General features: G+C 71.8%; 28 protein-coding genes, 1 tRNA gene and 2 pseudogenes. 16 read left to right on the top strand and 15 right to left on the bottom strand.

From position 1 onward, the window contains the following. Nucleotides 1-88: 88 nt before the first annotated feature. From FHX31_RS26995 to FHX31_RS26985, 3 genes are all read right to left on the bottom strand, one after another. A complete protein-coding gene (locus tag FHX31_RS26995; protein WP_091330280.1) occupies nucleotides 89-1,234 on the bottom strand; it encodes a DUF4238 domain-containing protein in 1,146 nt (381 codons plus the stop codon). Nucleotides 1,235-1,426: 192 nt separating this feature from the next. After that, nucleotides 1,427-2,596 (bottom strand): hypothetical protein, encoded by a 1,170-nt coding sequence (locus FHX31_RS26990; RefSeq protein WP_184977407.1) that lies wholly within the window; start codon nucleotides 2,594-2,596, stop codon nucleotides 1,427-1,429. 197 nt (nucleotides 2,597-2,793) lie between these two features. Next, nucleotides 2,794-3,105: a SpoIIE family protein phosphatase gene (locus tag FHX31_RS26985; protein ID WP_435586285.1), complete on the bottom strand. Its 312-nt coding sequence runs from the start codon at nucleotides 3,103-3,105 to the stop codon at nucleotides 2,794-2,796. Between the two features lie 27 nt (nucleotides 3,106-3,132). Between FHX31_RS26985 and FHX31_RS26980 the strand changes: the two are divergent. The 5 genes and pseudogenes from FHX31_RS26980 to FHX31_RS26960 all read left to right on the top strand — a co-directional run. Next, a pseudogene (locus FHX31_RS26980) lies at nucleotides 3,133-3,749 on the top strand (transposase); the annotation flags it as partial. A gap of 136 nt (nucleotides 3,750-3,885) precedes the next feature. Then, nucleotides 3,886-4,188: pseudogene (locus tag FHX31_RS26975) on the top strand (CdiA C-terminal domain-containing protein); the annotation flags it as partial. A gap of 10 nt (nucleotides 4,189-4,198) precedes the next feature. Further along, complete coding sequence (locus tag FHX31_RS26970) at nucleotides 4,199-4,648, top strand: SitI3 family protein (RefSeq protein ID WP_091332025.1); 450 nt, start codon at nucleotides 4,199-4,201, stop codon at nucleotides 4,646-4,648. 161 nt (nucleotides 4,649-4,809) lie between these two features. After that, nucleotides 4,810-5,265: a SitI3 family protein gene (locus tag FHX31_RS26965; RefSeq protein WP_091330278.1), complete on the top strand. Its 456-nt coding sequence runs from the start codon at nucleotides 4,810-4,812 to the stop codon at nucleotides 5,263-5,265. A 421-nt stretch (nucleotides 5,266-5,686) separates the two neighbouring features. After that, a tRNA-Arg gene (locus FHX31_RS26960) sits at nucleotides 5,687-5,762 on the top strand. 8 nt (nucleotides 5,763-5,770) lie between these two features. Here FHX31_RS26960 and FHX31_RS26955 read toward each other — a convergent pair. From FHX31_RS26955 to FHX31_RS26945, 3 genes are all read right to left on the bottom strand, one after another. After that, nucleotides 5,771-6,433 carry a DUF6882 domain-containing protein gene (locus FHX31_RS26955; protein WP_091330277.1) on the bottom strand — a complete coding sequence of 221 codons (663 nt, stop codon included), beginning with the start codon at nucleotides 6,431-6,433 and terminating at the stop codon, nucleotides 5,771-5,773. Between the two features lie 74 nt (nucleotides 6,434-6,507). Then, complete coding sequence (locus FHX31_RS26950; protein ID WP_013283846.1) at nucleotides 6,508-6,681, bottom strand: hypothetical protein; 174 nt, start codon at nucleotides 6,679-6,681, stop codon at nucleotides 6,508-6,510. A gap of 316 nt (nucleotides 6,682-6,997) precedes the next feature. Next, a complete protein-coding gene (locus FHX31_RS26945) occupies nucleotides 6,998-7,408 on the bottom strand; it encodes a hypothetical protein (RefSeq protein WP_221488158.1) in 411 nt (136 codons plus the stop codon). Nucleotides 7,409-7,570: 162 nt separating this feature from the next. Between FHX31_RS26945 and FHX31_RS26940 the strand changes: the two genes are divergently transcribed. After that, nucleotides 7,571-8,347: an HAD-IIB family hydrolase gene (locus FHX31_RS26940; RefSeq protein ID WP_030273674.1), complete on the top strand. Its 777-nt coding sequence runs from the start codon at nucleotides 7,571-7,573 to the stop codon at nucleotides 8,345-8,347. A gap of 120 nt (nucleotides 8,348-8,467) precedes the next feature. Beyond that, nucleotides 8,468-10,267 (top strand): adenylyl cyclase, encoded by a 1,800-nt coding sequence (locus FHX31_RS26935; RefSeq protein WP_184977406.1) that lies wholly within the window; start codon nucleotides 8,468-8,470, stop codon nucleotides 10,265-10,267. Nucleotides 10,268-10,314: 47 nt separating this feature from the next. Here the strand turns inward: FHX31_RS26935 and FHX31_RS26930 are convergent, their stop codons facing one another. Both FHX31_RS26930 and FHX31_RS26925 read right to left on the bottom strand, forming a co-directional pair. After that, the gene (locus FHX31_RS26930; protein ID WP_184977405.1) at nucleotides 10,315-10,905 is read right to left on the bottom strand and encodes an ATP-dependent Clp protease proteolytic subunit; all 591 of its coding nucleotides are present in this window, start codon (nucleotides 10,903-10,905) and stop codon (nucleotides 10,315-10,317) included. Nucleotides 10,906-11,030: 125 nt separating this feature from the next. Further along, nucleotides 11,031-11,672, bottom strand: coding sequence for a helix-turn-helix domain-containing protein (locus FHX31_RS26925; RefSeq protein ID WP_184977404.1), 642 nt, complete (start codon nucleotides 11,670-11,672; stop codon nucleotides 11,031-11,033). 159 nt (nucleotides 11,673-11,831) lie between these two features. Here FHX31_RS26925 and FHX31_RS26920 point away from each other — a divergent pair, with 159 nt between their 5' ends. Beyond that, the gene (locus FHX31_RS26920; RefSeq protein ID WP_013473883.1) at nucleotides 11,832-12,845 is read left to right on the top strand and encodes a potassium channel family protein; all 1,014 of its coding nucleotides are present in this window, start codon (nucleotides 11,832-11,834) and stop codon (nucleotides 12,843-12,845) included. A 26-nt stretch (nucleotides 12,846-12,871) separates the two neighbouring features. Here FHX31_RS26920 and FHX31_RS26915 read toward each other — a convergent pair whose 3' ends face one another. After that, nucleotides 12,872-13,354: a MarR family winged helix-turn-helix transcriptional regulator gene (locus FHX31_RS26915; protein ID WP_174361689.1), complete on the bottom strand. Its 483-nt coding sequence runs from the start codon at nucleotides 13,352-13,354 to the stop codon at nucleotides 12,872-12,874. A gap of 83 nt (nucleotides 13,355-13,437) precedes the next feature. Between FHX31_RS26915 and FHX31_RS26910 the strand changes: the two genes are divergently transcribed. Beyond that, a complete protein-coding gene (locus tag FHX31_RS26910) occupies nucleotides 13,438-14,085 on the top strand; it encodes an FMN-dependent NADH-azoreductase (protein WP_047891366.1) in 648 nt (215 codons plus the stop codon). A 79-nt stretch (nucleotides 14,086-14,164) separates the two neighbouring features. On the opposite strand, the gene FHX31_RS26905 is transcribed toward FHX31_RS26910, so the two are convergent. From FHX31_RS26905 to FHX31_RS26895, 3 genes are all read right to left on the bottom strand, one after another. Next, on the bottom strand, nucleotides 14,165-15,199 hold the full coding sequence (locus FHX31_RS26905) for a 2-oxoacid:ferredoxin oxidoreductase subunit beta (RefSeq protein WP_013473885.1): 1,035 nt from the start codon (nucleotides 15,197-15,199) through the stop codon (nucleotides 14,165-14,167). Further along, a complete protein-coding gene (locus FHX31_RS26900; protein ID WP_013283856.1) occupies nucleotides 15,192-17,039 on the bottom strand; it encodes a 2-oxoacid:acceptor oxidoreductase subunit alpha in 1,848 nt (615 codons plus the stop codon). The genes FHX31_RS26905 and FHX31_RS26900 overlap by 8 nt, the downstream gene beginning before the upstream one ends. Before the next feature lie 196 nt (nucleotides 17,040-17,235). Beyond that, the gene (locus tag FHX31_RS26895) at nucleotides 17,236-18,657 is read right to left on the bottom strand and encodes a hypothetical protein (RefSeq protein ID WP_184977403.1); all 1,422 of its coding nucleotides are present in this window, start codon (nucleotides 18,655-18,657) and stop codon (nucleotides 17,236-17,238) included. Between the two features lie 125 nt (nucleotides 18,658-18,782). Here FHX31_RS26895 and FHX31_RS26890 point away from each other — a divergent pair, with 125 nt between their 5' ends. After that, a complete protein-coding gene (locus FHX31_RS26890; protein ID WP_013473888.1) occupies nucleotides 18,783-19,160 on the top strand; it encodes an NADH-quinone oxidoreductase subunit A in 378 nt (125 codons plus the stop codon). Nucleotides 19,161-19,178: 18 nt separating this feature from the next. On the opposite strand, the gene folP is transcribed toward FHX31_RS26890, so the two are convergent. Continuing rightward, nucleotides 19,179-20,048: a dihydropteroate synthase gene (gene folP, locus FHX31_RS26885; RefSeq protein WP_013283859.1), complete on the bottom strand. Its 870-nt coding sequence runs from the start codon at nucleotides 20,046-20,048 to the stop codon at nucleotides 19,179-19,181. A gap of 152 nt (nucleotides 20,049-20,200) precedes the next feature. Here folP and FHX31_RS26880 point away from each other — a divergent pair, with 152 nt between their 5' ends. The 4 genes from FHX31_RS26880 to FHX31_RS26865 are packed head-to-tail and all read left to right on the top strand — an operon-like array spanning nucleotide 20,201 to nucleotide 22,638. Further along, entirely contained in the window at nucleotides 20,201-20,842 is a 642-nt protein-coding gene (locus FHX31_RS26880; RefSeq protein WP_013283860.1) for a DivIVA domain-containing protein, read from the top strand. Continuing rightward, nucleotides 20,839-21,339 (top strand): SRPBCC family protein, encoded by a 501-nt coding sequence (locus FHX31_RS26875; protein WP_184977402.1) that lies wholly within the window; start codon nucleotides 20,839-20,841, stop codon nucleotides 21,337-21,339. Before FHX31_RS26880 ends, FHX31_RS26875 begins: the two co-directional genes overlap by 4 nt. Before the next feature lie 54 nt (nucleotides 21,340-21,393). After that, on the top strand, nucleotides 21,394-21,978 hold the full coding sequence (locus FHX31_RS26870; RefSeq protein WP_162881501.1) for a DNA-3-methyladenine glycosylase I: 585 nt from the start codon (nucleotides 21,394-21,396) through the stop codon (nucleotides 21,976-21,978). A 36-nt stretch (nucleotides 21,979-22,014) separates the two neighbouring features. Next, nucleotides 22,015-22,638, top strand: coding sequence for a hypothetical protein (locus FHX31_RS26865; RefSeq protein WP_013283863.1), 624 nt, complete (start codon nucleotides 22,015-22,017; stop codon nucleotides 22,636-22,638). Between the two features lie 22 nt (nucleotides 22,639-22,660). Here the strand turns inward: FHX31_RS26865 and FHX31_RS26860 are convergent, their stop codons facing one another. Next, complete coding sequence (locus FHX31_RS26860) at nucleotides 22,661-23,452, bottom strand: enoyl-CoA hydratase/isomerase family protein (protein WP_114919398.1); 792 nt, start codon at nucleotides 23,450-23,452, stop codon at nucleotides 22,661-22,663. Between the two features lie 3 nt (nucleotides 23,453-23,455). After that, nucleotides 23,456-24,274, bottom strand: a complete 819-nt coding sequence (locus FHX31_RS26855) for a PaaX family transcriptional regulator (RefSeq protein WP_013283865.1) — start codon at nucleotides 24,272-24,274, stop codon at nucleotides 23,456-23,458. Nucleotides 24,275-24,464: 190 nt separating this feature from the next. On the opposite strand from FHX31_RS26855, the gene FHX31_RS26850 reads away from it, so the two are divergent. Beyond that, a complete protein-coding gene (locus FHX31_RS26850; protein ID WP_013283866.1) occupies nucleotides 24,465-24,632 on the top strand; it encodes a DUF3117 domain-containing protein in 168 nt (55 codons plus the stop codon). Nucleotides 24,633-24,777: 145 nt separating this feature from the next. Further along, nucleotides 24,778-26,283: a leucyl aminopeptidase family protein gene (locus FHX31_RS26845; RefSeq protein ID WP_184977401.1), complete on the top strand. Its 1,506-nt coding sequence runs from the start codon at nucleotides 24,778-24,780 to the stop codon at nucleotides 26,281-26,283. Nucleotides 26,284-26,288 lie beyond the last annotated feature (5 nt).

Genomic DNA, 26,288 nt, shown 5'->3' with positions numbered 1-26,288 from the left:
GCCTGCCGAAGATCAGCTAGGCGCTGGAAAGACCGTGGAGCGACGTTCGCCTGCCCGTCTGAGAACGACACGCACATCGTCGCCCTCCTCAACGACCGCGGCGGCCTAACAACTCGGGTTGTCGAGGTGCGGGTGGCTGTTGCAGCTCCCGGGCGAAGGTGGTGCCGCCGTCGCAGGCGTGGACGATGGGCCCGGGTTCGGGAAGCTCCATGTCGGTGAACGTGGTATGGGCGGGGTGAGCAGCGACCCATTGGTAGGCGTGGGCGAGGAGCCGGGAGTTCACGTCGTTCGCGAGGGCGACGGCCGCTTCACCGCGCAGGCGGCGGTGGGGTGCCACGTCGACGACGCCGTGCGGACCGATGACGAGCAACGCTCTTGGCGTCAGCGGCAGGGCTACCTCGTGCGCTTGGGCCACACCGGGTCGGCTGGGATACACGTGGACCGTGTCAGCGTCGCGCGCCCGGCTTCTGCTGGGCTTGCGCGCGGCCTTCTTCCGCCGACGTTGGGGCTTCGCGCAGTTCGGCAGGTGCTGGACGTGACTGACGTCGCCACGAGTACGCAGGATTACCGGCTCGTCGCAGGTGATGAACAGCGGTTGGTCGATCGTGATGAGCGTCGCCGGGCGGCCGAAGAACGTCTGGGCGACTTTGGGGGCGTTTTTGGCCAGGTAGTCGAGGTGCAGATTCGGGTCCGGAACCACCCGCACCTCGGTGATCCCGCGGATGTCCGGCCGCGACGAGCGAATGAGGTAGTCGCCCATCAACTCGACCTCGCGACGGTGCCGGGGCGTGCGCAGCAGCTGGAAGCCGATGAAGATGCTCAGGTGCAGTGATTCCTCCGGCGTGAGCGGTCGCGGTGTCCGAAAGGGGTCGAGAATGCGGTCGATGACCGCGGTCGCCCCGTCCTCGATCACGCCGAGGATCCGTTCGAGCCGACCGTCGCGCTCACCGTCGAGGTTTATGAAGGTGTAGAAGTCGCGGATCGCGCCAACGTCCTTGATGTTGCGCAGGCTCGCCCGTCCTGTGACTCGGTCGCGGACACGGATTTGACCTGACGCGGAGAAGCGCTCGAGATAGCGGCGCGGGACGGTGTGGTGCCGGCTGCCGACCATCGGCACCGGCGAGGTCGTGTCCCACCACTGCTGGATCTCGTCGAGGATGCTCGGATCCGAGTCGATGATGTCGTCGACCCAGCACCGCCACGGCTTGTCATCCCGCCCGTTCTCGCCGACCATCCCGCCCTTCTCACCACACGTCTCGCCGCGACGCGTTGGCCGCTAACCCGATGGTCTACCTCGCGTCCGACATTCTCGGACCCGCTCATCGCCGGCGCGCCTTGGCGCTGCTGGCAGTGAGCGCGTGGTATCCGCCTGCCACGGTTCACGGGGCAGTCTCGACCCGACGACCGGACATTTGGGGCGGTCAGCTCAGGACGGTGGCGTCGAGTCCGTAACGACCGTGATTTCGTCCAAGCCCCGCGGATCGGTCCTGCCACGGTCGTTCAACTCCTGCAGGATCAGGCTCCGCAGGACGGCGCGCAGCTGGGCGGCGCTCAGACGTGGACTCTCACCAGCGGGACGGTCCGCGGCCACAGCGGTCGCGAACACGTCACCGGCGAACGAGATCGCCCGCTTGCCCGCGTGCAGGAACTGGGACCGGAGCTTGTACGCGGTCTTGAACGCCGCCTTCAGGACCGCCGGATCGTCGGCGAACACGGTGCCACGCGGCTGCGGATCAGACCAGGAGCCCTCCCGCGGTCGGGCGCTCATCGCGTCCACACCCCAGATGTAGGAGCGCACCGGCTCTCGCCAGAAGCCGGCCGGCAGCCGCGTCATGGCGTACGTTGCGAAGGTCTCGGCGAGCTTGATGTGCTTGTCCTTCATCAGGCGGCCACGCAGGGCTGCGGCCTGGGCCTGGGTGAAGTCCTGGCGGGCGATGAACTTCTCCCAACTCGCCGACTCGTCCCAGTCGGCCCACTCGGTCGGGGGACTGCCGAATTGCTGCGCAAGGCACTCGATGCCCCCGACCATCAGCGCATACGCCCCGACCAGATCACGGGTGGTCAGCAGCGAGGCGCAGTAGTGCATGTGGATCGCCGCGCTGAGGGCCCGCATGTCGTCGTCGCCGAGGCTGGTGAGTCGGGCTACCGCGTCGCGGAACGCCGCGTCGACCTGCGGCCAGTCGGGCATGGGCGCACCGAGATGGGTGTCCACCGCCCCGGCCAGGGGCAGCGCGAAGGCATGCTCCTGCCCCTCGACCCTGGCCATGACCTCGGGAACGACCTGGCAGCGACGGTCGGTCACCAGGGTCAGCAGGGCGCCGATCATCGCGTCCCGGCCGACCGTGTCGAACTGCTCCGACGGCGAACCCGCGCGCATGTAGTGCAGGATTGTCACCGACTGGATGTGCTCACCCGGAACCTCCAGCAGGCCCTGGCCCTCCGTGGCGAGCAGCCCGTCCCCGTTTGCGGGCACCATCCCGGGGTGGATCATCCGCTGGCACTCAAAGGTAGGTGGCGTGCCCGGCGGGAGCTCGCGCAGGCCGTCGGCCCATTCCTTCAGCCGTGCAGCGCCGGTTGGGTCCTTGTCGTCCAGCACTCCCACGTGTCCTCCGAAGGTCAACTCGCCACGGAGTAACCATCGTCGCGGTGGACAGGTACGGCGTACAACCCGAATACGCTGCCCGCGCCACTCCGCCGCCGGGGCTGTCTCGCACATCGTGTCGGAGGCGCGGCCGGTGACGGCGGCAGGATGGCGTGGGGCGCCTCGACCATGTTGCCGTTGCGTCGGGGTCGTCAGTGTGCGGGGCCGTTCCAGCGGAGCATGATCAGGGTGGCGTCGTCGGTGAGGGTGTCGTCCTGCCCGGCGAGGATGGCGTGCACGAGCCGGCGTGCGGTCTCGGGCAGGGGACGATTGTCGGCCAGCGCCCGAAGGGTGAAGTCGGTCAGCCGGTCGACGCCGAACGGCTCACCCCGGCTGGATCGGGCGTCGGTGACGCCGTCGGTGTGGAGCAGGACGTGATTGCCGGGCTCCAGTGCCTCCTCCACGACCACCGGCGGGCGGAAGTCCCCCATCGTGACCGGGAGGGCGGTGGGTGTGGGTAGCACGGTGGCGACTCTGCCGGCCCGGATGACGATCGGATCACCGCCCTGCTGCGGCGCGGCCACGTCAAGAAGGCCGTCCAGGTGGCCGAGGCGATGGTGGCTGCTGCCCGGCAGCAGACCGTGAACCTGCCCGGGCGCGCGCCGCCGCCGTGGTGGTCGGGCAGATGGCCACCGAGATCCTCGCCCTGGAGCAGCGCATCGCCGCTCTCGACGACCTCATCGCCGAGCAACTCGACCAGCATCCACTGGCGCCGATCATCGGGAGCCTGCCCAGCATGGGGCCCCTGCTCACCGCGGAACTGCTGGTGCACACCGCTGGCATGCCCGAGTACGACAGCCCCACCAAACTCGCGGCTCATGCCGGCCTGGCGCCGGTTTCCCGCGACTCCGGCACTGTTTCCGGGAACCATCGGCCTGCCCGCCGATACCACCGAAGACTGCGGCACATCCTGTGGATGGCCGCGTTCATCGCCGCCAGAGAATGCCCCATCTCCCGCGCCTACTACGAGAAGAAACGAGCCGAAGGAAAGAACCACCGCCAAGCCATACTCGCCCTCGCCCGACGACGCGTCGACTGCCTTTGGCCGCCTATCCGCGACCGCAAGACCTTCACCCGACCTGCACCCACGGTGCGCGCCGCAGCCTGAACCAAACCGGTCTCCGTCGACACGACCAGGTCCCGCCGGCCGATCCGCCCTGCACGCCAAGATCAACCGGAGTCACATGGAGACTCCTAACCCGCTGCTCTATCTATGTCCGTCTGCGCTGACCTGCGTTTCGGGCGCTCGATGCGAGACCGGGGATTCTGGGAGGCCGGAGAAGGCCCCCGACTTCCTCATCGAGGGGCATGTCTTCGACTGCTACGCGCCTACTCCTCCTGTGCCGGCCCGCGCCGTCTGGAGCGCGGTGTCCAGGAAGGTTGACACGGAGCAAACCCAACGCGTGATGTTGAACCTCCACGACTGGCGAGGAGACCTCGCCGCCCTGCACAAGCAGTTCCACGACTGGCCCATCACAGGGCTGAATGAACTGGCGGCGGTAACGCGCGACGGTGCGATCATTCAGATCATCCGGCGAGACCGATGAAGGGGTGCAGATGGCTGTCGAGTACCGGCTGACGCTGGCGGGCGACATCCCACTCGAGCAGGTGGCGGAGCTGGCTGCTCCCGAAGCGGTCGAGACGGTAACGGCGTCCGGCGGCCGGAGGCTCAGCGCCGACCTGAACGACGAGCACGGGTACGTCGTGGACATCACCGGCGGCAGGCACGGCTACTACTGCGCCGAGGATGACGGGGGTTCCCTGTGGCAATGGGAGCCGGAGACCTACGTCGACGTCAGCTTCTACATGCGCAAGGACACCCTGGTCGAGAAGGGCAAGCCCCACATGCTGGCGACCGTGGCCAGGATCCTCGCCGGCAGGGCCGAGGACGCGGCCCTAACCCTGAACGGCGACGTGCTGATGCTGACGCGCGTCGCGGGCACCCTTCAGAAGCACAACACCGACGGGTGGTACGACGAAGATTACGACAGAATTTTCCACCTCTGACGCGCCAATAAATCGATTCGGCGAGGGCGTGTTCTGGCTCGCCACTGTGAGAGGCGTCGTCTGCAGCAGCATCGCGCGTAACCGCGAAGGAACTCAGAACGGTAACGCTGAGTGAGCGCGACCATGCAGATCTTTTGTCGAGGCTGAGGAGAGGCGTCAGGGTGGCTGTCGAGTTCAGGTTGACCCTGGCGGGTGACCTCCCTCCGGAACACGTGGTTGACCTCGTGGCGGCGGAACCCGCCGAGAGGCCGAGACCGAGCGCCACCAACCGGCGGCTGTTCAGTGCTCGCCACTACGAGACGCGCGGGTACGCGCTGAGCGTCTACTCGGGGAACCAAGGCCACTTTGATGCCGAGGGCGACGACGGTGCCCGCTGGGAGTGGGAGCCGGAGACGTACGTCGACATCGACTTCTCCATGCGGGCAGACGACCTGGTCGACAAGGGGATCCCAAACATGATGAAGGCCGTGGCCCGGGTGTTGGCCGCCCGGCAGGAGGACGCGGCGCTGGTCCAGAACGGCAACTGGCTCCTGCTGACCCGCACCGGGGGCGAAATCCGCAAACACCGGCCTACCTGGTGGAGCCACTACGGCATAAACGACCTCATCACTCCATGAGCCAGCCGAGCGCGGGTGACCCGCTGACGAACGACGCGGCTTCGACCCGTCGTCCCTGGGTGACGTCGGTGTCGTCTTCTTCGACCCGGCGGACCTGACTCGGGACAACGACGACCCGGCCGCCGCGCGGCTGATCGCGATCTGGCCGTGATCCCCCGTGGGAGGCGGCGCCCAGCCGGGGGAGCGGGTAGCCCCACATGATCTTCGATGATGTGCGCGGTGTGTGCTCTCCAGCGGATGCCAACCGGGGTGAACCGGTGCCAACGTGGGTCGCGCGGAGCGACCGACGGTCGCAAACCGGGGTTCGTGTGCTCGGCGTGTGGTCCTGGCTGCGACAACGGCGGTCCGGGGAACGTGGGTGGACGTGGGCCACTCCCTGCCACCCCAGGTGAACCCCCAGGTCGCTAGACTGTGCCCTCGCGCCCCCGTAGCTCAGGGGATAGAGCATCGGTTTCCTAAACCGTGTGTCGCAGGTTCGAATCCTGCCGGGGGCACCACATTCCGCCTACGGGCTGACCGTTCCCGACAGGTTGCTGACCCGACCCATCGCGTCGAACTCGACACGCAGGACCGACCCGCCCCGATCCTGCGCCGTCACCGACATCGGCGCCCGATCCAGCCGCCACCCCTGCTGGTGCAGGAACGACTCGACGGCGACGCGGTGCTCCACCGGGAAGGACTGAAGGACCTGCGTCAGGACGGTCAGCGCCCGCTCGGGCCGGACCGGCGCGGTGATCTGCGGTGGGGCGTCGTCGAGGTGGAAGAAGACGGCGCCGCGGTCGTACGGCCCGCGGTAGTAGCAGCGGCCGGTCAGGCCGGACGCCAGCAGGGCGAGGCGGTGTCCGTCGGCGCGCTGGAGCGGGAACGTGGGTTCGGTGAGTTCGGCGACCCCTTGGCGGTTCCCGTACTCGCGAAGCCAGCCGGCCAGATGCAGTAGCGCCGGCGGGAGGTTGCTGGCCTCGTTGGCCCAGGCCCACAGCCAGGTGCCGTTGTCGTGGCTCTCGGTGCCGAGGAGCTGGACGCGGTACCGCAGGTCGGTCCCGAACGTCGCGATGCCGTCGGGCACGTCGAGCTGCCAGTCGCGCTCGCCGAGCAGGTCGGCCAGCGCCATCTGGCGGGCCAGGCCGGTGCCGACATGTTCGGCGAAGAGTCGATCAAACGTCGGCATCGCCGCAGTGTGCCAGAGCTTTCAGTGCGGGACGGCCCCGCGTCCGGCCGGAGCCGGAGCGCGGGGCCGGCGGGTCAGCGGACCAGCGCTGCCACCAGCGTCCCGATGCAGGCGACGACGGCGGCGATGATCGGACTGAGCGTCTTGATGTACGCCAGGATGAGCCGGTGCCGGTCGGTCGGCTCGGCAACGGTTTCGTCCTCGTCCTCTGGTGTCTCGAAGTCTGACCCGTGAGGGATTACAGTCAACGTGACTCCTTCCGTTGCAGCGGTGGAGTCGAATGCGGCGTCCGGTGGCAGCCGGGCGCCGCCCTCTGTGTGAGGCGACGCAGTGCCGTTCGACCGTTCGAGCATCCTCCCGGCCGACAGCTAGCACAAGAGTGGGCAATTCACTGTCGGGTACCTGACAAGCAGATGCATCGCATCGAGAAAATTTCGGTGCCATCTCTTGCCAAATGCAATTTTCCGTGAAGCAGTTCAACCCAGCGTGACCACGCAAAAGCGCATGGTGAGCAGCGGTGTCGTCAGGCGCGCCGGGCCGCGGGCCCGACCCGCGGCGCGCCGGCTACGAGACGAGGAAGCTGGTGGAGGGGCGGGTCAGGACGCCGGTCATCGAGAAGCGGGTGGAGCCGTTCCACCAGTGCCACGCCACGGCCCAGGCGCCCGGGCCGGACGGCAGGGCGTCGTGCGAGGCACAGTCGACCATGCCGACGCTGTTGCCGGAGCCCTGGGTGAGGACCAGTACGTACAGCCTGCCGGTCGCGCCGCAGCGCGCGCCGGTCCCGGCGCCGACTGTGGTGCCGTACGTGACGTAGGAGCCGTCCTTCGCCGGCAGGGTGTCCGGGTCGGCCAGCGGAAAGGTGGACGAACCCGCCGGCGTGGACATGTCGTCGGCGGGCGCGGCGGCGGCCGGCACCCCTCCGTCGATGAAGGTAAGTATCAGCCGAACGCTGTCGACGGCCGACGATCCCGTCAACGGGGGAGCGCTGACGCCGGGAGCGGGAAGCGGGGCTGCCCGGAGACCTGCCGGGTTACGCTCCGTCGAGGGGACGTGTCACCCGCCGGGCCCTCAGGCCGGTGCCAGGACCCGTCGGTACCCTGGCAGGTCCTGGCCTGTCCGCGACGACATGAGGTATTCGTGAACGATCTTCGAGTGGTGGCGTTCGATCTCGACGACACCCTGGCGATTTCCAAGTCCCAGATCGATCGTCGGATGGCGGAGTTGCTCGGCCACCTGCTCACCGAGGTGGACGTGCTGGTCATCTCCGGTGGCCGGTTCGAGCAGTTCCAGTCGCAGGTGCTCGCCCACCTCGACCTCACCGAGGAGCAGCGCGACCGGCTGCACCTGATGCCGACCTGCGGCACCCGCTACTACCGCTGGTCCGACGGGGACTGGCGGCAGGTCTACGCGGAGGATCTGACCGAGGCCGACAAGGCCCGTGTCGTCGCCGCGCTGACCGAGTCGGCGCAGGCGCTGGGCTTGTGGGAGGCGAAGACCTGGGGCGACATCATCGAGGACCGGGGCAGCCAGATCACGTTCTCCGCGCTGGGGCAGTCCGCCCCGCCGGCCGAGAAGTACGGCTGGGATCCGGACGGCGACAAGAAGCGGCGGCTGCGGGACGCGGTCGCGGCGAAGCTGCCCGACCTGGAGGTGCGTGGCGGCGGCTCGACCTCGATCGACGTCACCCGCAAGGGCGTGGACAAGGCGTACGGCATGCGGAAGCTGCTGGAACACCTGGACCTGAAGATCGACAACGTGCTCTTCGTGGGTGACCGCCTGGACGTGGGTGGCAACGACTACCCGGTCAAGGCGATGGGCATCCGCTGCGTCGCGGTCACCCGCTGGGAGGAGACCGCCGACTACGTCGAGAAGCTCGTCGACGACCTGGTGCAGCAGCGCGCCGAGCGCGCCTGAGCGCAGCCCGCAGCAGAGCCCGCCGGTTCCGGAACCGGCGGGCTCTGGCGGTATCGACGGTGATGAGGTAGGAACAGCCGAGAGAGCGCTCTCCCGTCCCATCACCGAACAGGCAGGCAGATGCGATCACCCGACCCCTCCCGCCGCCGTTTCCTCACGCTCACCGCCTCCGCGGCCTCGCTCACCGCTCTCGGCCTCCCGGCCGGCGCCGCGGCTGCGTCCCCGGCCGCATCGCCGGCCGCGCGCCCCGGTCGCGAGCCCGACTTCGGCCCGAACGTCTTCGTGTACGACCCCAGCACGCCGGTCGAGGAGATCCAGTCCACGCTGGACCGGCTGTTCACCGCCCAGGAACGCAACGAGATGGGCTTCGACAGGTACGCCGTGCTGTTCAAGCCCGGCCGCTACGAGGTGGACGCCCGGCTCGGCTACTACACGACTGTGGCCGGTCTCGGCGCCCATCCGGACGACGTGGAGATCCACGGCGCGGTCCGGGTGGTCGGGCAGCCGGACCCGAACTCGCCCGCCGGCATCTCCGCGCTCACCAACTTCTGGCGCTCGGCGGAGAACCTCGCTGTCACCCCGACCGACTGGTCGAACCAATGGGCCGTCTCGCAGGCGTCACCGATGCGCCGGGTGCACGTCAAGGGCGTGCTGTGGCTGGAACCCGGCAACGGCGGTTACTCCAGCGGCGGCTACATCGCCGACTCCAAGGTGGACGGCATCACCATCAACGGTTCCCAGCAGCAGTGGCTCACCCGGGACAGCGAACTCGGCGGCGAGTGGACCAACGGCGTGTGGAACCAGGTCTTCTCCGGCGTCATCGGCGCGCCCGCGCAGGGCTTCCCCGACCCGCCGTACACCACGCTGCCGACCAGCCCGGTCACCCGGGAGAAGCCGTACCTGTTCGTCGACGCCCGCGGGGCCTGGCGGGTCGCCGTACCGCGCCTGCGCCGCGACACCGCCGGCACCACCTGGGCCACCGGCGGCGCGCCCGTGCCGTCGCTGCCGCTGTCCGCGTTCTTCCTGGCCCGGCCCACCGACTCGGCCAAGCGCATCAACGCCGAACTGGCCCGGGGCCGGCACCTGCTGCTCACCCCCGGCATCTACCACCTGGACCGGGCCCTGCGGGTACGCCGCCCGGACACCGTCGTGCTCGGCCTCGGCATGCCGAGCCTGGTGCCGGACCGCGGGGACGCGGCGCTGCGGATCGAGGACGTGGACGGGGTCCGCATCGCCGGGGTGCTCGTGGACGCCGGGCCGGTCGAGTCGCCGGTGCTGGTCGAGGTCGGCACGCGGCACTGCCACCGGTCGCACGCCACGAACCCGATCTCGCTGCAGGACGTCTTCTTCCGCATCGGCGGCCCGTACGCCGGGCGGGCGGTGACGAGTCTGGTGGTGCACAGCCGGCACACGCTCATCGACAACATCTGGGCCTGGCGCGGCGACCACGGCCGGGCCGGCACGATCGGCTGGACCGTGAACACCGCTGCCACCGGCGTGATCGTCAACGGCGACGACGTGACCGCGTACGGGCTGTTCGTCGAGCACTACCAGCGCTGGCAGACGATCTGGAACGGCGAGCGCGGCCGGACCGTGTTCTACCAGAGCGAACTGCCCTACGACCCGCCGAGCCAGGCGGCCTGGCGCAGCCCGACCGGCAACGGCTGGGCGTCGTACAAGGTGGCCGACCACGTCCGCACGCACGAGGCGTGGGGACTGGGCGTGTACTCGTACTTCAACCAGGGCGTGGACATCCGCTGCGACCGGGGGATCGAGGCGCCGCGCCGGGCCGGGGTGCGGTTCCACGACGCGATCACCGTGTTCCTGGACGGCAGCGGCGGCATCGAGCGCACGATCAACGAGATCGGCACGCCGGTCGTCGGGTCGTACGGCACCAGCACGGTGGTCACCTACCCCTGACCGCGAGGGCGGCCCGGCCGGTGCGGGACCGGCCGGGCCGCGCCCGCTCACGCCGCGAGCTGGTCGACGCGGGTGAGCACCTGGTCGACGAGGCCGTACTCGCGGGCCTGCTCGGCGGTGAACCAGCGGTCGCGGTCCCAGTCGCGCTGGATCTCCTCCAGCGTCCGCCCGCTGTGCTGGGCGATCAGCTCCTGCATGGTGCGCTTCACGTGCAGCATGTTCTCGGCCTGGATGGTGATGTCCGCGGCGGTGCCGCCCATCCCGCCGGACGGCTGGTGCATCATGATCCGCGAGTGCGGCAGCGCGAACCGCTTGCCCGGCGCCCCGGCGCAGAGCAGGAACTGGCCCATCGAGCCGGCCATCCCGAGCGCCAGCGTCGCCACGTCGTTCTTGACGTACCGCATGGTGTCGTAGACGGCCATGCCGGCGCTGACCGAACCACCCGGCGAGTTGATGTAGAGGAAGATGTCGCGCTCCGCGTCCTCGGCCGCGAGGAGCAGGATCTGCGCGCAGATCTGGTTGGCCGACGCGTCGGTGACCTCGGTGCCGAGGAAGATGATCCGCTCCTTCAGCAGCCGCTCGAAGACCCGGTCGCCGAACGCCGGCTGCCCCTCGTCGAGCATCCAGATGCCACCCATCGCCGCCCACCTCCGTACGCCGGTGGGCGGGGGACCGCCCGGGAACCCGGCGGTCTCCAGCGTCCGCCGGGCGCACCCGTGCGGCCCAGGCTTTCTGCCGGCGGCAGATTCGCCCTGGGCAGAAGCTACGCGGCGACCGGCCGCCGCCGGCCCGCGCGGGCTCGCCGCCGGGCGACAGTGACGGAGGTACGCGGACGGGGGCGGACGGCCGGGGCGGAGGGAGCCGGCCAGATCCGGATGCCGCCGGCGAACCCGATCGGCGTGGCGGCGTCGAGGGGCGCACCGAGCGGCGCCGGCACCAGGCCGAAGGGCCGCAGCGCGCCGCCCAGCAGCGGCGTGGCGGTGACCGGGCGGCGGCCGACGTGCGGCCGGAGCGAGACGGCGGGCCGGCGGGTCACTGGTGGGCGGGGCGACACGGCCGGGCGGCGCGTGACGGACAGCCGCGGCGGGCCGACCCGCAGCTGCGGCCCGGTGCGGGCGGTCGGCACCCGGTCGAAGCGGGCCGCCGTGACCCCGGGGCCGACCGGGGCCGGACGCTCCCGGCGCAGCTCGTCGCGGGCCTCTTCGAGCAGGTCGGCGAGGTGGATGCCGAGCGCGCGGCAGATCGCGGCCAGCACCTCGGAGGAGGCCTCCTTGCGGCCGCGTTCGACCTCGGAGAGGTAGGGCAGGGAGACGCCGGCGGCCAGGGCCACCTCGCGCAGCGTGCGGCCCTGGCGCAGGCGGATGCGCCGGAGCACCCCGCCGATCACGCGTCGCAGCAACGACATGCCGGCCTCCTCGCGGTCGCCGTCCCGGACGTCCCCATCATGCCCCGTCCACGCCCCCGGAAGCGCCCCGGCCGTTCCGTTCGGCACCCGGCGGGCCGAATCCCCACGTACCCGTTATCTTGTGGGCGTGCAGGCGACGGTGGCGGAGCAGGGCCGACGGTGATCCATTTTCCCGCGCAACGGCGGGGGCCGCTGAGCGCGCTGAGTCTGCGCCTGCTCGCCGCCCTCGGCCTGGTCTTCGCCACGGTGGCGGTGGTCTGGCTCGACCGCGACGGCTACCGCGACGTGGACGAGAGCGGCCTGAGCCTGCTCGACTGCTTCTACTACGTGGTGGTCTCGCTCTCCACCACCGGGTACGGCGACATCACCCCGGTCAGTTCGTCGGCGCGGCTGGCGAACGTCCTGTTCATCACCCCCGCCCGGGTGCTGTTCCTGATCATCCTGGTCGGCACCACCCTGGAAGTCCTGACCGAGCAGTACCGCACCGGCCGTCGCCTGTCGCGGTGGAGGAGAACCGTGAAGGACCACGTCATCATCTGCGGCTACGGCACCAAGGGCCGCAGCGCGGTCTCCGCCCTGCTGGAGAACGGCACGGACAAGTCCAAGATCGTGGTGGTCGAGCGGAGCGGGCCGGCGCTGCGGCAGGCCACCTCCAACGGGCTGGTGACGATCGAGGGTTCGGCGACCCGCTCGTCGGTGCTGGAGCAGGCGCACGTGCGTACCGCGAAGTCGGTCATCATCGCGACGGACAGCGACGACGCGTCGGTGCTGGTGGCGCTCACGGTCCGGCAGCTCACCGCCGGTCAGGTACGCATCATCGCGGCGGTCCGGGAGGCGGAGAACGCGCCGCTGCTCAAGCAGAGCGGCGCGCACCACGTGATCGTCTCGTCGGCCACGGCCGGGCGGCTGCTCGGCCTGTCCACCTCGGCCCCGCCCCTGATCGACGTCGTGGAGGACCTGCTCACCCCGGGTCAGGGCATGGCGCTGGCGATGCGGTCGGCCGAGCGCGACGAGGTGGGGCGCTCCCCGCGTGAGCTGGAGTCGCTGGTCATCGCGCTGGTCCGCCGGGGCAAGGTGGTCACGCTCAACGACCGCGCCGGCGCGGTGATCGAGACCGGTGACATGCTCGTCCACGTCCGGGACGACCGGCCGCAGGCCACCACCGCGATCTGACCCTCGCCCCGCTGGAGCGCCAGCGGTCAGCAGGCGCCCGGGCCGCCCTCCGCGATCACTTCGCCGCAGGTCGACGACCGGCCCTGGGTGGCCCGTCGCAGCAGGTCGTAGAGCAGGTCCCGCTCGCCCGGAGCCAGCGCGCCGAGGACCTCCTCCTCCGCCCCGGCGAGCGCGCACTCCGCCTCGCGCAGTCGCTTCGTGCCCGCCTCGGTGAGGCGTACCTCGTGCCGGCGGCGGTCCTCCGGGGAGCGGCGGCGCTCGGCCAGGCCGTCCGCCTCCAGGTCGTTGAGCAGGCCGACCACGTTCGTGCTGTCGATCTGGAGCGTGCCGGCGAGCGCCTGCTGGCTGATTCCGCCGGCGTCGCGCAGCACGGTGAGCGCCACCAGGTGGCGGGGGCGCAGGCCCAGCGGGGCGAGCACCGACTCCGAGCGCAGCCGCATCCGCCGGGCCAGGTGGTCGAGCAAAGGCCCGGAGCGGCGCTCGGACTCCTCGACCGGTGCGGCGGACATGTGACCCAGTTTACGCGGCCCGGGGAACATCGACCTGCTATAAATAGTTGGTCCTACACGAACGATCGATGGAGGAGGAAGAAATGGCTCACCTGTTGCACATCGACTCGAGCATCACCGGGGAGCGTTCGGTCAGCCGGCGGCTCACCGCCCGCGCCGCCGCCGCGTGGCGCGCCGCCCATCCGGACGGCACCGTCACCTACCGCGACCTGGGTCAGAACCCGCTTCCGCACCTCGACACGGCGAGCGGCCTCGCGCGCATGGTGCCGCCGGATCAGCACACGCCCGAGCAGCAGGCGTCCTGGCGGCTGACCGAGGAGGTCGTGGCCGAGGTGAAGCGGGCCGACACGGTCCTGCTCGGGCTCCCGCTCTACAACTACGGCCCGCCCAGCAGCGTGAAGTCCTGGGTCGACCACCTGATCGCCCCCGGCATCGCGTACGACCCGGTCACGAACGCCGGGCTGCTCGGCGACCGCCAGTTCGTCGTCCTGGTCAGCCGCGGCGGCGGGTACGGCGCGGGCACCCCGCGGGAGGGCTGGGACCACGCCGAGCCGTGGCTGCCGCACGGCCTGTCCCTGACCGGCCTGGAGCCGCGGTTCATCTGCGCCGAGCTGACCCTGGCCCCGGTCAACCCGGCGATGGCCGAGCTGATCCCGCTGTTCGAGCAGAGCCTCGCCGCGGCCGAGCGGGCCGTCGACGAGCTGTGGGTGCCCGCCTCGGCGGCCGCCTGACCGGGCCGCGTCACACGTGAAGGGCGGGCCGTTCCGCGGGGGAACGGCCCGCCCTTCGGCGTGACGGGTCAGCGGCGGATCAGAGGATCGTCCAGGTGTCGCCGCTGCCGAGCAGCGCGGAGAGCTGCTGCTCCGGAGTCTGGTCGACGGTGGCCTTGGCGGCCGCGACCTGCTCCTGCACCACGCTGTCGTAGGAGGGACGGTCCACCGACCGGAACACCCCGATCGGGGTGTTGCTCAGGTCCAGGCCGGGCAGGCGGGACAGCGCGAACGCGTACGCGGGGTCGGCCACGCCCGCGTCGTGCACGACGATCTCCTCGGCCGGGGTGTTCGCGGTCTCCCGGACCTCCAGCCCGAAGCCACCGGGCGGGTGGACGACGCAGAACTGCCCGTCCTTGCCGAACGTGATCGGCTGCCCGTGCTCCAGCCGGATCAGGAAGTCGTCCCGGGTGGCCGGCTCCTTCAGCGGGTCGAACGCGCCGTCGTTGAAGATGTTGCAGTTCTGGTAGATCTCCACGAACGCCGAACCCTCGTGCTGGGCGGCGGCCCGCAGCACCGACTGGAGGTGCTTGCGGTCCGAGTCGATCGTCCGGGCCACGAACGTCGCCTCGGCGCCGAGCGCCAGGGACAGCGGGTTGAACGGGGCGTCCGCCGAGCCGACCGGCGTCGACTTGGTGATCTTGCCGACCTCGGAGGTGGGCGAGTACTGGCCCTTGGTCAGCCCGTAGATCCGGTTGTTGAACAGCAGGATCTTGAGGTTCACGTTGCGGCGCAGCGCGTGGATCAGGTGGTTGCCGCCGATGGAGAGCGCGTCGCCGTCACCGGTGACCACCCAGACCGACAGGTCCGGCCGGGACACCGACAGGCCGGTGGCGATCGCCGGGGCGCGGCCGTGGATCGAGTGCATCCCGTACGTGTTCATGTAGTACGGGAAGCGCGACGAGCAGCCGATGCCCGAGACGAAGACGATGTTCTCCCGGGGGATGTTCAGCTCCGGCATGAAGCCCTGTACGGCCGCCAGGATGGCGTAGTCACCGCAACCGGGGCACCAGCGCACCTCCTGGTCGGACTTGAAGTCCTTGGCGGTGAGCTTGAGGGCGACGGGCTCAGGCATTCTTCAGGACCTCTTCCAGCATCGTCTCCAGCTCGGCGGCCGTGAACGGCAGGCCGCGGACCTGGTTGTAGCCGATCGCGTCGACCAGGTACTTCGCCCGGATCACGTGGGCGAGCTGGCCGAGGTTCATCTCCGGTACGACCACCTTGTCGTAGCGGCCCAGCACCTCGCCGAGGTTCGCCGGCATCGGGGCCAGGTGCCGCAGGTGGGCCTGGGCCACCGAGAGCCCGCGCTGGCGCAGGCCACGGCAGGCGGCGCCGATCGGCCCGTACGTCGAGCCCCAGCCCAGCACCAGCACCCGGGCGTCGCCGTCCGGGTCCTCCACCTCGACGTCCGGCACCGGGATGGTCTCGATGCGGGCCGCCCGGGTCCGCACCATGAAGTCGTGGTTCGCCGGGTCGTACGAGATGTCGCCGGTCTTGTCGGCCTTCTCCAGGCCGCCGATCCGGTGCTCCAGACCGGCCGTGCCGGGTACCGCCCACGGGCGGGCCAGCGTCTGCGGATCCCGCAGGTACGGCAGGAACGTGGTGCCGTCCTCGCCGTTGGGCTCGGTGGCGAACTCGACCCGCAGGTCGGGCAGCGACTCCACGTCGGGCAGCAGCCACGGCTCGGAGCCGTTGGCGACGTAGTTGTCCGACAGCAGGATCACCGGGGTGCGGTAGGTCAGCGCGATCCGGGCCGCCTCCAGCGCCGCGTGGAAGCAGTCCGACGGCGACTTCGGCGCGATCACCGCGACCGGCGCCTCGCCGTGCCGGCCGTACAGGGCCATGTTCAGGTCGGCCTGCTCGGTCTTGGTGGGCATGCCGGTGGACGGCCCGGCCCGCTGCACGTCGACGATGACCAGCGGCAGTTCCAGCGCCACCGCCAGGGAGATCGTCTCGCTCTTGAGCGCCACACCCGGACCGCTCGTGGTGGTCACGCCGAGTGAGCCGCCGTACGACGCGCCGAGCGCCGCACCGACCGCGGCGATCTCGTCCTCGGCCTGCATGGTGACCACGCCGAACTTCTTGTGCTTGCTCAGCTCGTGCAGGATGTCCGAGGCCGGCGTGATCGGGTACGCGCCGAGGAACACCGGCAGCCCGGAGCGCACCCCGGCGGCCACCAGGCCCAGCGACAGCGCCGCGTTGCCGGTGATGTTCCGGTACGTGCCCGGCAGCATCTTGGCCGGCTTGACCTCGTACCGGACGGAGAAGTCCTCGGTGGTCTCGCCGAAGTTCCAGCCGGCCCGGAACGCGGCCACGTTCGCCGCCACCAGCTCGGGGCGGGCCGCGAACTTGCGCTCCAGGAAGCGCAGCGTGGACTCGTACGGGCGGGAGTACATCCAGCTCAGCAGCCCGAGCGCGAACATGTTCTTGGCCCGCTCGGCGTCCTTCTTGGACACGTCGTGCTCGGCCAGCGCGCCGATCGTCATCGAGGTGAGCGCCACCGGGTGCACCGCGTACCCGGCGAGCGAGTCGTCGTCGAGCGGGCTGGCCGCGTAGCCGACCTTCGCCAGGTTGCGCCGGGTGAACTCGTCGGTGTTGACGATGATGTCGGCCCCGCGCGGCAGGTCGGCCAGGTTGGCCTTCAGCGCGGCCGGGTTCATCGCCACCAGCACGTTCGGCGCGTCACCCGGGGTCAGGATGTCGTAGTCGGCGAAGTGCACCTGGAAGCTCGACACGCCGGGCAGAGTCCCGGCGGGAGCGCGGATCTCGGCGGGGAAGTTGGGCAACGTGGAGATGTCGTTGCCCAGTTGCGCCGTCTCCGAGGTGAACCGGTCGCCGGTGAGCTGCATGCCGTCGCCGGAGTCACCGGCGAACCGGATGACCACCCGGTCCAGCTGACGGATCTGCTTGGTCACACCCGCACCTCGCTTAACTGAGCGCCGTCGCCCTCGCCGGCCCGGCCCGCTCCGATTCTCACGTCAGAGCCTACGTCGCCACGTTAGGGCCACCTTGGTCGAGGTCCGACGTATGGGACTGGATCGGGCCGCTGTATGCCCTGCTTTGCAGCGTTTAGTACCTGGGCCCGTAACCCAGATCACCACATATCCATGATCACCGGTCGGTGATCGGACGCTCCGGCACGGTGATGTCACTGCGGCGGCGCAGCGAACGGGTCGCCAGAGTCAGTGCGAGCACGACCAGGAGACCGGACACGGCGATCAACGCGACGACGGTCCCCCGGACCGAGGTGTCGTCGCCGTCCCGTTCGCCGGCGGCGACGAGCACGCCCTGCGAGCCGGTCGGGGCCGGCGCCCCGCCGGGCGGGACGGCGTCCGCCGCCGCCGCGCTGATCCGGAAGCTCATCTGCACCTGCCGGTCGCGCCCGCTACGCGGGTCGAGCCGGCCGATCACCGCGCCGGACAGGGGCGCCCGTCGCTGCGCCTCCGCCGAGGCCGCCAGCGTCAGCCGTACAGTCGTGGTCCGCCCGGCCGCCAGCGTGCCCAGTTCGCAGCGGGTCCGGTCGGCCGACACCGGGGCGCAGCCGCTCTCGGTGCCGGCCACTGTCACCCCTTCGGGCAGGAGCACCTCGATCCGGCCCGCCGCGTCGACCTTGCCGGTGTTGCCCAGCCGGACGGTGAGCGTGCTGGGCGCGCCGCTGATGTCGAACAGCACCTCGTCGGCGCGCAGCGAGATGCCGGGCACCGGCGGCCCGGGCGGGAACAGCACCGCGAAGCCCTCGTCGTCGTACGCCGCGCCGGTCACACCGGGCGCGACGGCGGTGACCTGGACCGACCCGGCCAGCGGCATGGTCCGCCAGGCGTCGCCGTCGACCCGGACCCGGATGGTCGCGCTGAACCGGGCGCCCGGCTCCGCGTCCCACCCGACGCAGCGGTGGTTGCCGCCGCCGGAGGGCTCGCAGCCCGGGGTGCCCGCGTCGGTCAGGCCGGGCGGCAGCGTGTAGCCCAGGCTGATCCGCTCCGCTCGCCCGCCGGTGTTGGTCACCGTCACCCGCAGCGTGGCCACCGTGGCGTCGGCGTTCCAGTAGGCCGGCGGGAGGACCACGTCGTCGGTGTTCACGCGTACCCCCAGGGGCCCGCCGGCCGGCTGCGCCGGCGGTGGCGGCGGGGTCTTGACCGGCGGCACGACCGGCGGAGGTGCCGGTGCCGTGGTGGCCGGCGCGGCGGTGGTCGGCGCCGGCTCGGCGGGCGCGCTCGTCGGCGGGGCCGGCGAGGTGGTGACCGGCGCCGGGGGCGTGGTGGCCGGCGGCGGCGGCTCGGTGGGCGGCGGGGCCGTCGCCGTGGCCGTCGGCTCGCCGGTGGGCGCGGGCTCGGTCGGCTCGCCGCCGGGCTCACCGCCGGGCTCGCCGCCCGGCTCCACCGGCTCGATCAGCCGGAGCGCGGCGGCCGGCCCCGGGTGGGCGTCGGCCCCGGCCGGCGCCACCGCCACCAGCGCCGCGACGAGCGCGGGCACCAGGAGCGCGAGGGTACGGCGGAGCGCGACCCGCCGAACGGGCGCAACGCGGGGGCGGGCCATCTGTCCTCCGGGACGATCAATGAGATCCCATTATTCGGTGATACTTGCCATCAAGCACTAGTCCTGCGAGGAAACGAATTCGTAACGTGTCCGGGACATCTGGACGGGACCGGTACGCTCCGGTCGTGACCGGATATCTCGGCTCGTACGCCACGCTCGGTCTGCTGCTGCTCGCCGCCGTGCTCTTCTTCGTGACGGCGTTCTCGGCGAACCGGGTGTTACGTCCGAGCCGACCGGCCGAGCCGTGGGGCAAGCGGGCCACGTACGAGTGCGGTCTCGACCCGGTCGGCGGCGACTGGGCCCAGATGCAGATCCGGTACTACGTCTACGCGTATCTCTACGTGCTCTTCGCGGTCGAGGCGGTGTTCCTGTTCCCGTGGGCCCTGGTCTTCGACCGGCCCGGCTTCGGCGCCACCACAGTCGTGGAGATGGGCGTCTTCGTGGCGATCGTCGCGCTCGGCATCCTCTACGCGTGGCGGCGCGGCGTCCTGCGCTGGACCTGACGCGCCCGGACCGGCCCGTCAGGCCAGCCCGCGGCGGGTCACCGCCGGCGGCCGGTCGCCCCGGATCGACGCCACCATGTCCAGCACCCGGCGGGTCTCGCGGACCTGGTGGGCGCGGAACACCCGGGCGCCGAGCCAGGCCGAGACCGCCGTGGCGGCGAGCGTCCCCTCCAGCCGCTCGGGCACCGGCAGGTCGAGCGTCTCGCCGATGAAGTCCTTGTTCGACAGGGCCACCAGCAGCGGCCAGCCGGTGTCGGTCAGCTCTGCCAGCCGCCTGGTGATCTCCAGCGAGTGCCGGGTGTTCTTGCCGAAGTCGTGCGCCGGGTCGATCAGGATGCCGTCCCGGCGCACACCCAGCCCGACCGCGCGCTCGGCCAGCCCGGTCACTGTGCCGACCACGTCGGCCACCACGTCGTCGAAGGCGGCCCGGTGCGGCCGGGTACGCGGGGCGAGCCCTCCCGCGTGCGAGCAGACCAGCCCGGCGCCGGTCGCCGCGGCGACCCGGGCCAGCGCCGGGTCCGCCCCCGACCAGGTGTCGTTGAGCAGGTCCGCGCCGGCCGCCACCGCCTCCACGGCCACCTCGGCACGCCAGGTGTCGATGGAGACGACCACGTCGGGGAAGGCGGACCGGACCGCCGCGATGGTGTCCACCGTCCGGCGGATCTCCTCGGCCACGTCCACCTCGTCGCCCGGCCCGGCCTTCACCCCGCCGATGTCGATGATCTCGGCGCCCTCGTCCACCGCGCGTTCCACCGCGCGCAGCGCGCTGTCCTGGGCGAAGGTGGCGCCGCGGTCGAAGAACGAGTCCGGGGTGCGGTTGACGATCGCCATCACCACCAGCTCACCGGGGCCGAACGCCCGTCCGCCCAGCCGCAACGCCCCGGTCATGCCCGCCTCCTCGCCGCCGGACCGCACCGGCCGGTCCGACGCTATCCGGTCCCGCCCGCGCCGCCCGTGCCGGTCCCGTGCGCCGGACGCATTTACCGACCGGACGTCCCGGAGGGCTCGCCCGATCCCGGCCCGCATGCCACGATCTGTGCATGGGTGAGGTTCTGCTCCTCTTGGTCGTCGCGCTGACCGTCGCGGCTGTGGTGTTCGGGGTGACGGTGCTCGTCTCCGGCAAGGATCCGGGCCTCACGCCGGCCGAGCCGGACGGGCGGGCCGTGCCCCTGCCTGGCAGCCGTCCGCTCGACGAGTCGGACGTGTCCGACGTCCGCTTCGACACGGCGCTGCGCGGCTACCGGATGAGCCAGGTCGACGCGGCGCTGCGCCGGGCGGCGTACGACATCGGCTACAAGACCGAGCTGATCGGCGTCCTGGAGGCGGAGAACGCGGCCCTGCGGGACGGGCGTACCGAGGACGCCGACGCGCTGCGCCGGGCGCGCGAGGAGGCCGCCGCGACCCGTCCCGAGACCGAGCAGGCACCCGACCCGTCCACCCCCGAGCCGGTGGTGATCGACCTGTCCGCGCCCGAGCCGCCGGCCCGGACCGACACCGACGGGCAGCCGGGCCGCACCGACGCCGACGGCCGGGCCGGACGCGCCCCGGCCGAGGCGGGCGTGGCGGAGGCCCCCGCCGCCGCGGCGACCGAGGACACCGTCTCCCCGGCGAACGGGATCGCGGCCGGCCCGGCCGACGACGACCGGGAGCGCGGTTCGGTCGTCCGCTCGGAGTCGGCGTGACCGGCGCCGGCCGGCCGGCCGACGACTTCACCGAGGCGTCCCGCCGGGGCGCCGCCGAGGTCACCGCCACGGTGATCGTCGAGGCCCCGGCCGACCGGGTGTTCGCCGCGCTCACCGCGTGGGAGCGGCAGTCGGACTGGATCCCGCTGACCCGGGTCCGGGTGGTCGAGGGCGACGGCGGCGAGGGGAGCCTGGTCGAGGCGGTCACCGCGCTCGGTCCGGCCGTGCTCCGCGACAAGATGCGTGTGGTCCGGGTCGACGCGCCGTACGAGGTCGGCGTGGTGCACTGCGGCAAACTGCTGCGCGGCCCCGGCGTGCTGCGCTGCACCCCGATGGACCGCGACCGCACGCAGGTGGTCTGGCACGAGTGGTTCCACCTGCCGGGCGGGGCGGCCGGCCGGGTGGCGTGGCCGGTGCTCTGGCCCGGCTCGAAGTTCAGCCTCACCCAGGCGCTGAAGAAGTTCGCCCGGCTGGTCGAGCAGGGCCGCCTGCCCTGACGGGCGGTCGTTGGCGCGGCGGGGCTGTCGGTGGCCCGGCCTATCGTGGACGCCGTGACTGACCTGGTGACCGGCGCCGACGGGCTGCCGCGCTGCGCGTGGGGGGCGAGCACCCCCGACTACGCCGTCTACCACGACGACGAGTGGGGCCGGCCGCTGCGCGGCGACGACGCGCTCTACGAGCGGCTGACGCTGGAGGCGTTCCAGTCCGGCCTGTCCTGGCTGACCATCCTGCGCAAGCGGCAGGCGTTCCGGGACGCCTTCGCCGGCTTCCGGATCGAGTCGGTGGCCCGCTACGGCGAGGCCGACGTGACCCGGCTGATGGCCGACGCGGGGATCGTCCGCAACCGGGCCAAGATCGAGGCGGCGATCGCGAACGCCCGGGCCGCGTCGGAGCTGCCCGAGGGCCTCTCCGCGCTGCTCTGGTCCTTCGCGCCCCCGCCCCGGGCCGCGCGTCCCCGGTCCTTCGCCGAGGTGCCGGCCACCAGCCCGCAGTCCGTCGCGATGGCCAAGGCGCTCAAGAAGCGGGGCTTCCGGTTCGTCGGCCCCACGACCGCCTACGCGCTGATGCAGGCCACCGGCATGGTCGACGACCACCTGGCCGACTGCCACGTGAGCGGTGACCGGGCCGGGGTGTGACGGAGCGCGCCACCTCCGGCGTGATGGGATTGGGGCATGACCGACACCGAGCCGCGTACGAGCGGGACGACAGACGGTGCGACCACGACCGGAGCCTGGGCGGTGCTGCTGCCCGCCGAGCGCTTCGAGGCCGAGCGGCTCGTGCACCACGACGCGCTGGAGCTGACCGGGCTGTCCGAGGCGGCCCGCCCCCGGCCCGGTGACCGGGTGGCAGTGCTCGTCGACGAGCCGCTGCGCCTGGTCGCGCTCGGCCGGGTCGCGCTCGCATCGTCCGAGACCCGGGAGGACCCGGACGATCCGCAGTCCGACGCGGTGGCCGGGTCGCTCGTGGTCACGTACACCCGGCGGGTGCTCGACGAGCCGGTGCCGGTCGACGGCCCGGCGCCGGACGGACCGGTCGTGGCGCTCGACCCGGCCCGCTGGCGGTCGTTGGCCGACCGGCTCGGCCCGCCGCCCGCCCGCAGCACCTGGCTGGTCAGCCTGGACCTGCCGATCGAGGCCGCGTCGCGCGCCGAGGCGGTGCGGATCTTCTGGTCCTACGTGCAGGAGCTGGGCCCGCGGGAACTGCCGGCGTTCGTCTCGCCGTACGGCGACGAGCTGGCCATGCAGGCATTCGTGCTCGGCGTCGAGGCCAACCAGGATCCGGAAGAGGACGACTGACCTCCGGGGCCGACCGGGGCGGTCAGCGTCCCTCGAAGACCGGCTTCTGCTTGGCGACGAACGCCGTCGTGGCGGCCCGGTGGTCGGCGGTGGCGCCGCAGATCGCCTGGGCCTGCGCCTCGGCGGCCAGCGCGTCGGCGAGCGTGCCCGCGTCGGCGATGGAGAGCTGACGCTTGATCGCCCCGTACGCGACGGTCGGGCCGGCGGCGAGCCGGGCGGCCAGTTCCTGCGCGGTCGGGAGCACCTGCTCGTCGTCGTCCACCAGCTTGGTCAGCAGGCCCAGCCGGCAGGCGTCCTCGGCGCCGACCGGCTCGGCGAGCATCAGCAGCTCGACGGCCTTGGCGTGACCGACCAGGCGGGGCAGCGTCCAGGAGGCGCCGGTGTCGGCGGCGAGGCCCACCCCGGCGAACGCCATCAGGAACCGGGTCTTCGGGCCGCCGATGCGGAAGTCGGCCAGGAACGCCAGCGAGGCGCCGGCCCCGGCGGCCATCCCGCGCACCGCGGCGACCACCGGCTTGGGCAGGTTGGCCAGCCGGGCGGCGATCGGGTTGTAGTGCGCCCGGACCGTGGCCAGCGGGTCGGCGTCCGAGGTCTCCAGCGTCCGTACGTGCTCGCGCAGGTCCTGCCCGGCGCTGAACGAGCCGCCCGCGCCGGCGAGCACGACCGCCCGGCAGGACCGGTCGGTCTCCAGCTCGGCCAGCGTGTCCCGGAGCGCCTCCTTGAGCGCCACGTCGAGCGAGTTCATCGCCGTCGGGCGGTTCAGCGTCAGGGTGACGACGGCGTCGGTGCGGTCGACGAGCAGCGGCTCGGTCACGTTCTAACGACCCTTCTGTCGGGCGAGGCGGTTGCCGGTGTCGAGGCACTGCTCGACGTACCGGTCGGCGGCCGGCCGGAGCCGGGCCGCGTGCCGGTCGAAGAAGCTGGCCGCGCTGGTGCCCGGCCAGCGCTCGGGCAGCAGTGCCGGGGGCAGTTGCGGATCCCGGAACAGGAACGTACGCCATGCGTGCACGAGCCGGAATCGGGCCGCGTACGCGTCCTCGTCGCTGCTGCGCACGGTGACGCCGGAGAGCAGCGGCTTCTGCTCGGCGACGAACCGCTCGTACGCCCGCCCGATCTCGGCCAGGTCCCAGGCGCGGCGGACCACGCCCATCGCGCCGGGGGTGCCGGCCGCGTGCGCTGCGGTGAACCGCTCGTAGCGCACGCCCGCCTCGTCGAGCAGCAGGTCGACGTCCTCACCCGGGCGGGTGGCCACCCAGGTGCAGTCGTCGAGCGTGCCGTAGCCGAGGAAGGCGAGGTTCGCGGCGAGCCGCTGCCGGTCCCGGCGGGACGAGGGCGCGGTGAGCACCAGGAGATCGAACCGTCCGTCCCAGCTGTGCCGTCCGGTCCGGTAGATCCGGGACGCCGCCTCGTCGAGTCGACGTGCCGCCTTCGGGGTGATCGAATATCCCGGTCCGGACGCCAGACGGAGCGGTTCCAGCCAGCCCTGACGGACCATCCGGGAGACCGCGGTGCGTACCGCCGGCGGGGCGATCCCGAGCGGGGCGAGCAGCTTGACCAGGGCGGCAACCGGTGCGCGGCCACCCCGGGCCCGGAGGTGGTCGCCGTACAGGTCGAAGAGTGCCGACCGTGCCTGCATGACCGCACATTGTGACAGGCCTATCCAAGATAAGCTAGATGCTGTTACATCAATGCTGCTTCGGTTTGGGTCCGGCGGTGTTCATCAGGGAAAATCGTTGGTCGAGCCTTCCGCGATGGTTGCGGATGGCGATGGCGAAGTGGCTGTGGGGCAACTCACCGACCCTGGTGTAGGTCTGAGGGGAGACAACATGGCGGCGATGAAGCCGCGGACGGGCGACGGTCCGCTGGAAGTCACCAAGGAGGGCCGGGGCATCGTCATGCGAGTCCCGCTGGAGGGTGGTGGCCGGCTCGTCGTCGAGATGACTCCCGACGAGGCCACCGCGCTCGGTGACGCGCTGAAGGCGGCCGCGGGCTGATTCGAGGAGTGTCCCGCACGGCGTCCGCCGTGCGGGCGGTTCGTCCTACCCTGAGCCACCGGCATGCCCGGTGGCTCAGGGTCTTTCCTCGACGGCTGCGTGGGGGAATGTGCCCGTTCAACCCATTTCGGAGGTACGGTCCAGCGTGCTGGTCATTCGTCTGGTGAGTGGGCCCGCAGGGCCCGACGCTCTCGTCCTGCCCGTCCGTCCCGGAGGGCCGGACTCCCCGGACTCCCTGGCCTCGCCGGACCCCACGGTCTCGCCGGCCTCCACGGCCCGCCTGGTCCCGACCGCCGTGCCGCTCGGCGACGACGTCCCTGCCGAGGCCGCAGCCGTCCTGCCCGCCACCCGGCTCACCGGCGCGGCCGGCGAGGTACGCGAGCACCTGCGTCCCGGTGGCTCACCGGCGCGGCTGTGGCTTCTGGGCGTCGGCGAGGGCGCCGAGCGCGACTGGCGCACCGCCGGAGCGGCGCTGGCCCGCGCGGCGAAGGATGAGACGCAGATCACCATCGCGCTTCCCGGCGAGGCGACGGCGGCGCTGCGTGGCCTCGCCGAAGGGCTGCTGCTCGGCTCGTACCGATTCCGTCTCACCCAGGCCGGCAAGCGTCCCGCCCTGGCCGAGGTGTCGGTGCTCGTCGACGACCCGGACGCTCTTGCCGGCACGCTCGACGCCGCCCGGGCCACCGCCGAGACGACCCGGCTCGCCCGGGACCTGACCAACATGCCCTCGTCCACCAAGAACCCGGAGTGGTTCGCCGCGCAGGTGGCCGAGGCCGCGTCCGGGCGCCCCGGCCTGCACCTGCGGGTACGCGGCCCGGAGGAGCTGGCGGCCGAGGGCTTCGGCGGTCTCCTCGCCGTCGGCGGCGGCTCAGCGAGCGGCCCGCGCCTGGTGGAGCTGGACTGGCGGCCCGACGGCGCGCGTACCCACGTGGTGCTCGTCGGCAAGGGCATCACGTTCGACACCGGCGGCATCTCGATCAAGCCGGTGCCAGCCATGAAGCTCATGCGCAAGGACATGGCCGGTGCCGCCGCCGTGATCGCCGCGACGCTCGGCGCCGCCGAACTGCGCCTGCCGGTCCGGGTCACCACGCTCGCCCCGCTCGCCGAGAACATGGTCAGCGGCTCGGCGTTCCGCCCCGGCGACGTGATCCGGCACTACGGCGGGCTGACGAGCGAGAGCACCAACTCCGACGCCGAGGGCCGGCTGGTGCTCGCCGACGCGCTGGCGTACGCGGTCCGCGAGCTGAAGCCCGACCTGCTGATCGACCTGGCGACGCTGACCGGCGCGAACGCCGTCGCCCTGGGCAAGCGGCACGCCGCGCTCTACAGCGAGAACGACGCGCTCGCGGCCGGCCTGCTCGACGCGATCACCGCGGCCGGCGAGCGGGCCTGGCGGATGCCGCTGGCCGACGACTACGTGGAGTACCTGGCCAGCGAGATCGCCGACCTGCACAGCTCCCCGGCGCAGGGCGCCGGTTCGGTGGTCGCCGCGCTGTTCCTGCGGGAGTTCACCGGCGACCTGCGGGACCGGTGGGCGCACCTGGACATGTCCGCGCCGTCGTGGTCCGACGACACGCACGGCGAACTGGTCAAGGGCGCCACCGGCTGGGGTGTGCGTGGGCTGCTGCGCTGGCTGGCGACGCTGGGCTGACCAGG

The organism is Micromonospora sp. CNZ286 (assembly GCF_014207755.1).
This window is presented reverse-complemented; position numbering and strand designations above follow the sequence as displayed.

Coding starts and splice junctions, on each gene's coding strand:
- FHX31_RS26995 (WP_091330280.1), bottom strand. CDS start 1,234: ATGGTCGGCGAGAACGGGCGGGATGACAAGCCGTGGCGGTGCTGGGTC.
- FHX31_RS26970 (WP_091332025.1), top strand. CDS start 4,199: ATGGCTGTCGAGTACCGGCTGACGCTGGCGGGCGACATCCCACTCGAG.
- FHX31_RS26955 (WP_091330277.1), bottom strand. CDS start 6,433: ATGCCGACGTTTGATCGACTCTTCGCCGAACATGTCGGCACCGGCCTG.
- FHX31_RS26935 (WP_184977406.1), top strand. CDS start 8,468: ATGCGATCACCCGACCCCTCCCGCCGCCGTTTCCTCACGCTCACCGCC.
- FHX31_RS26930 (WP_184977405.1), bottom strand. CDS start 10,905: ATGGGTGGCATCTGGATGCTCGACGAGGGGCAGCCGGCGTTCGGCGAC.
- FHX31_RS26925 (WP_184977404.1), bottom strand. CDS start 11,672: ATGTCGTTGCTGCGACGCGTGATCGGCGGGGTGCTCCGGCGCATCCGC.
- FHX31_RS26915 (WP_174361689.1), bottom strand. CDS start 13,354: ATGTCCGCCGCACCGGTCGAGGAGTCCGAGCGCCGCTCCGGGCCTTTG.
- FHX31_RS26910 (WP_047891366.1), top strand. CDS start 13,438: ATGGCTCACCTGTTGCACATCGACTCGAGCATCACCGGGGAGCGTTCG.
- FHX31_RS26905 (WP_013473885.1), bottom strand. CDS start 15,199: ATGCCTGAGCCCGTCGCCCTCAAGCTCACCGCCAAGGACTTCAAGTCC.
- FHX31_RS26895 (WP_184977403.1), bottom strand. CDS start 18,657: ATGGCCCGCCCCCGCGTTGCGCCCGTTCGGCGGGTCGCGCTCCGCCGT.
- folP (WP_013283859.1), bottom strand. CDS start 20,048: ATGACCGGGGCGTTGCGGCTGGGCGGACGGGCGTTCGGCCCCGGTGAG.
- FHX31_RS26880 (WP_013283860.1), top strand. CDS start 20,201: ATGGGTGAGGTTCTGCTCCTCTTGGTCGTCGCGCTGACCGTCGCGGCT.
- FHX31_RS26865 (WP_013283863.1), top strand. CDS start 22,015: ATGACCGACACCGAGCCGCGTACGAGCGGGACGACAGACGGTGCGACC.
- FHX31_RS26855 (WP_013283865.1), bottom strand. CDS start 24,274: ATGCAGGCACGGTCGGCACTCTTCGACCTGTACGGCGACCACCTCCGG.
- FHX31_RS26850 (WP_013283866.1), top strand. CDS start 24,465: ATGGCGGCGATGAAGCCGCGGACGGGCGACGGTCCGCTGGAAGTCACC.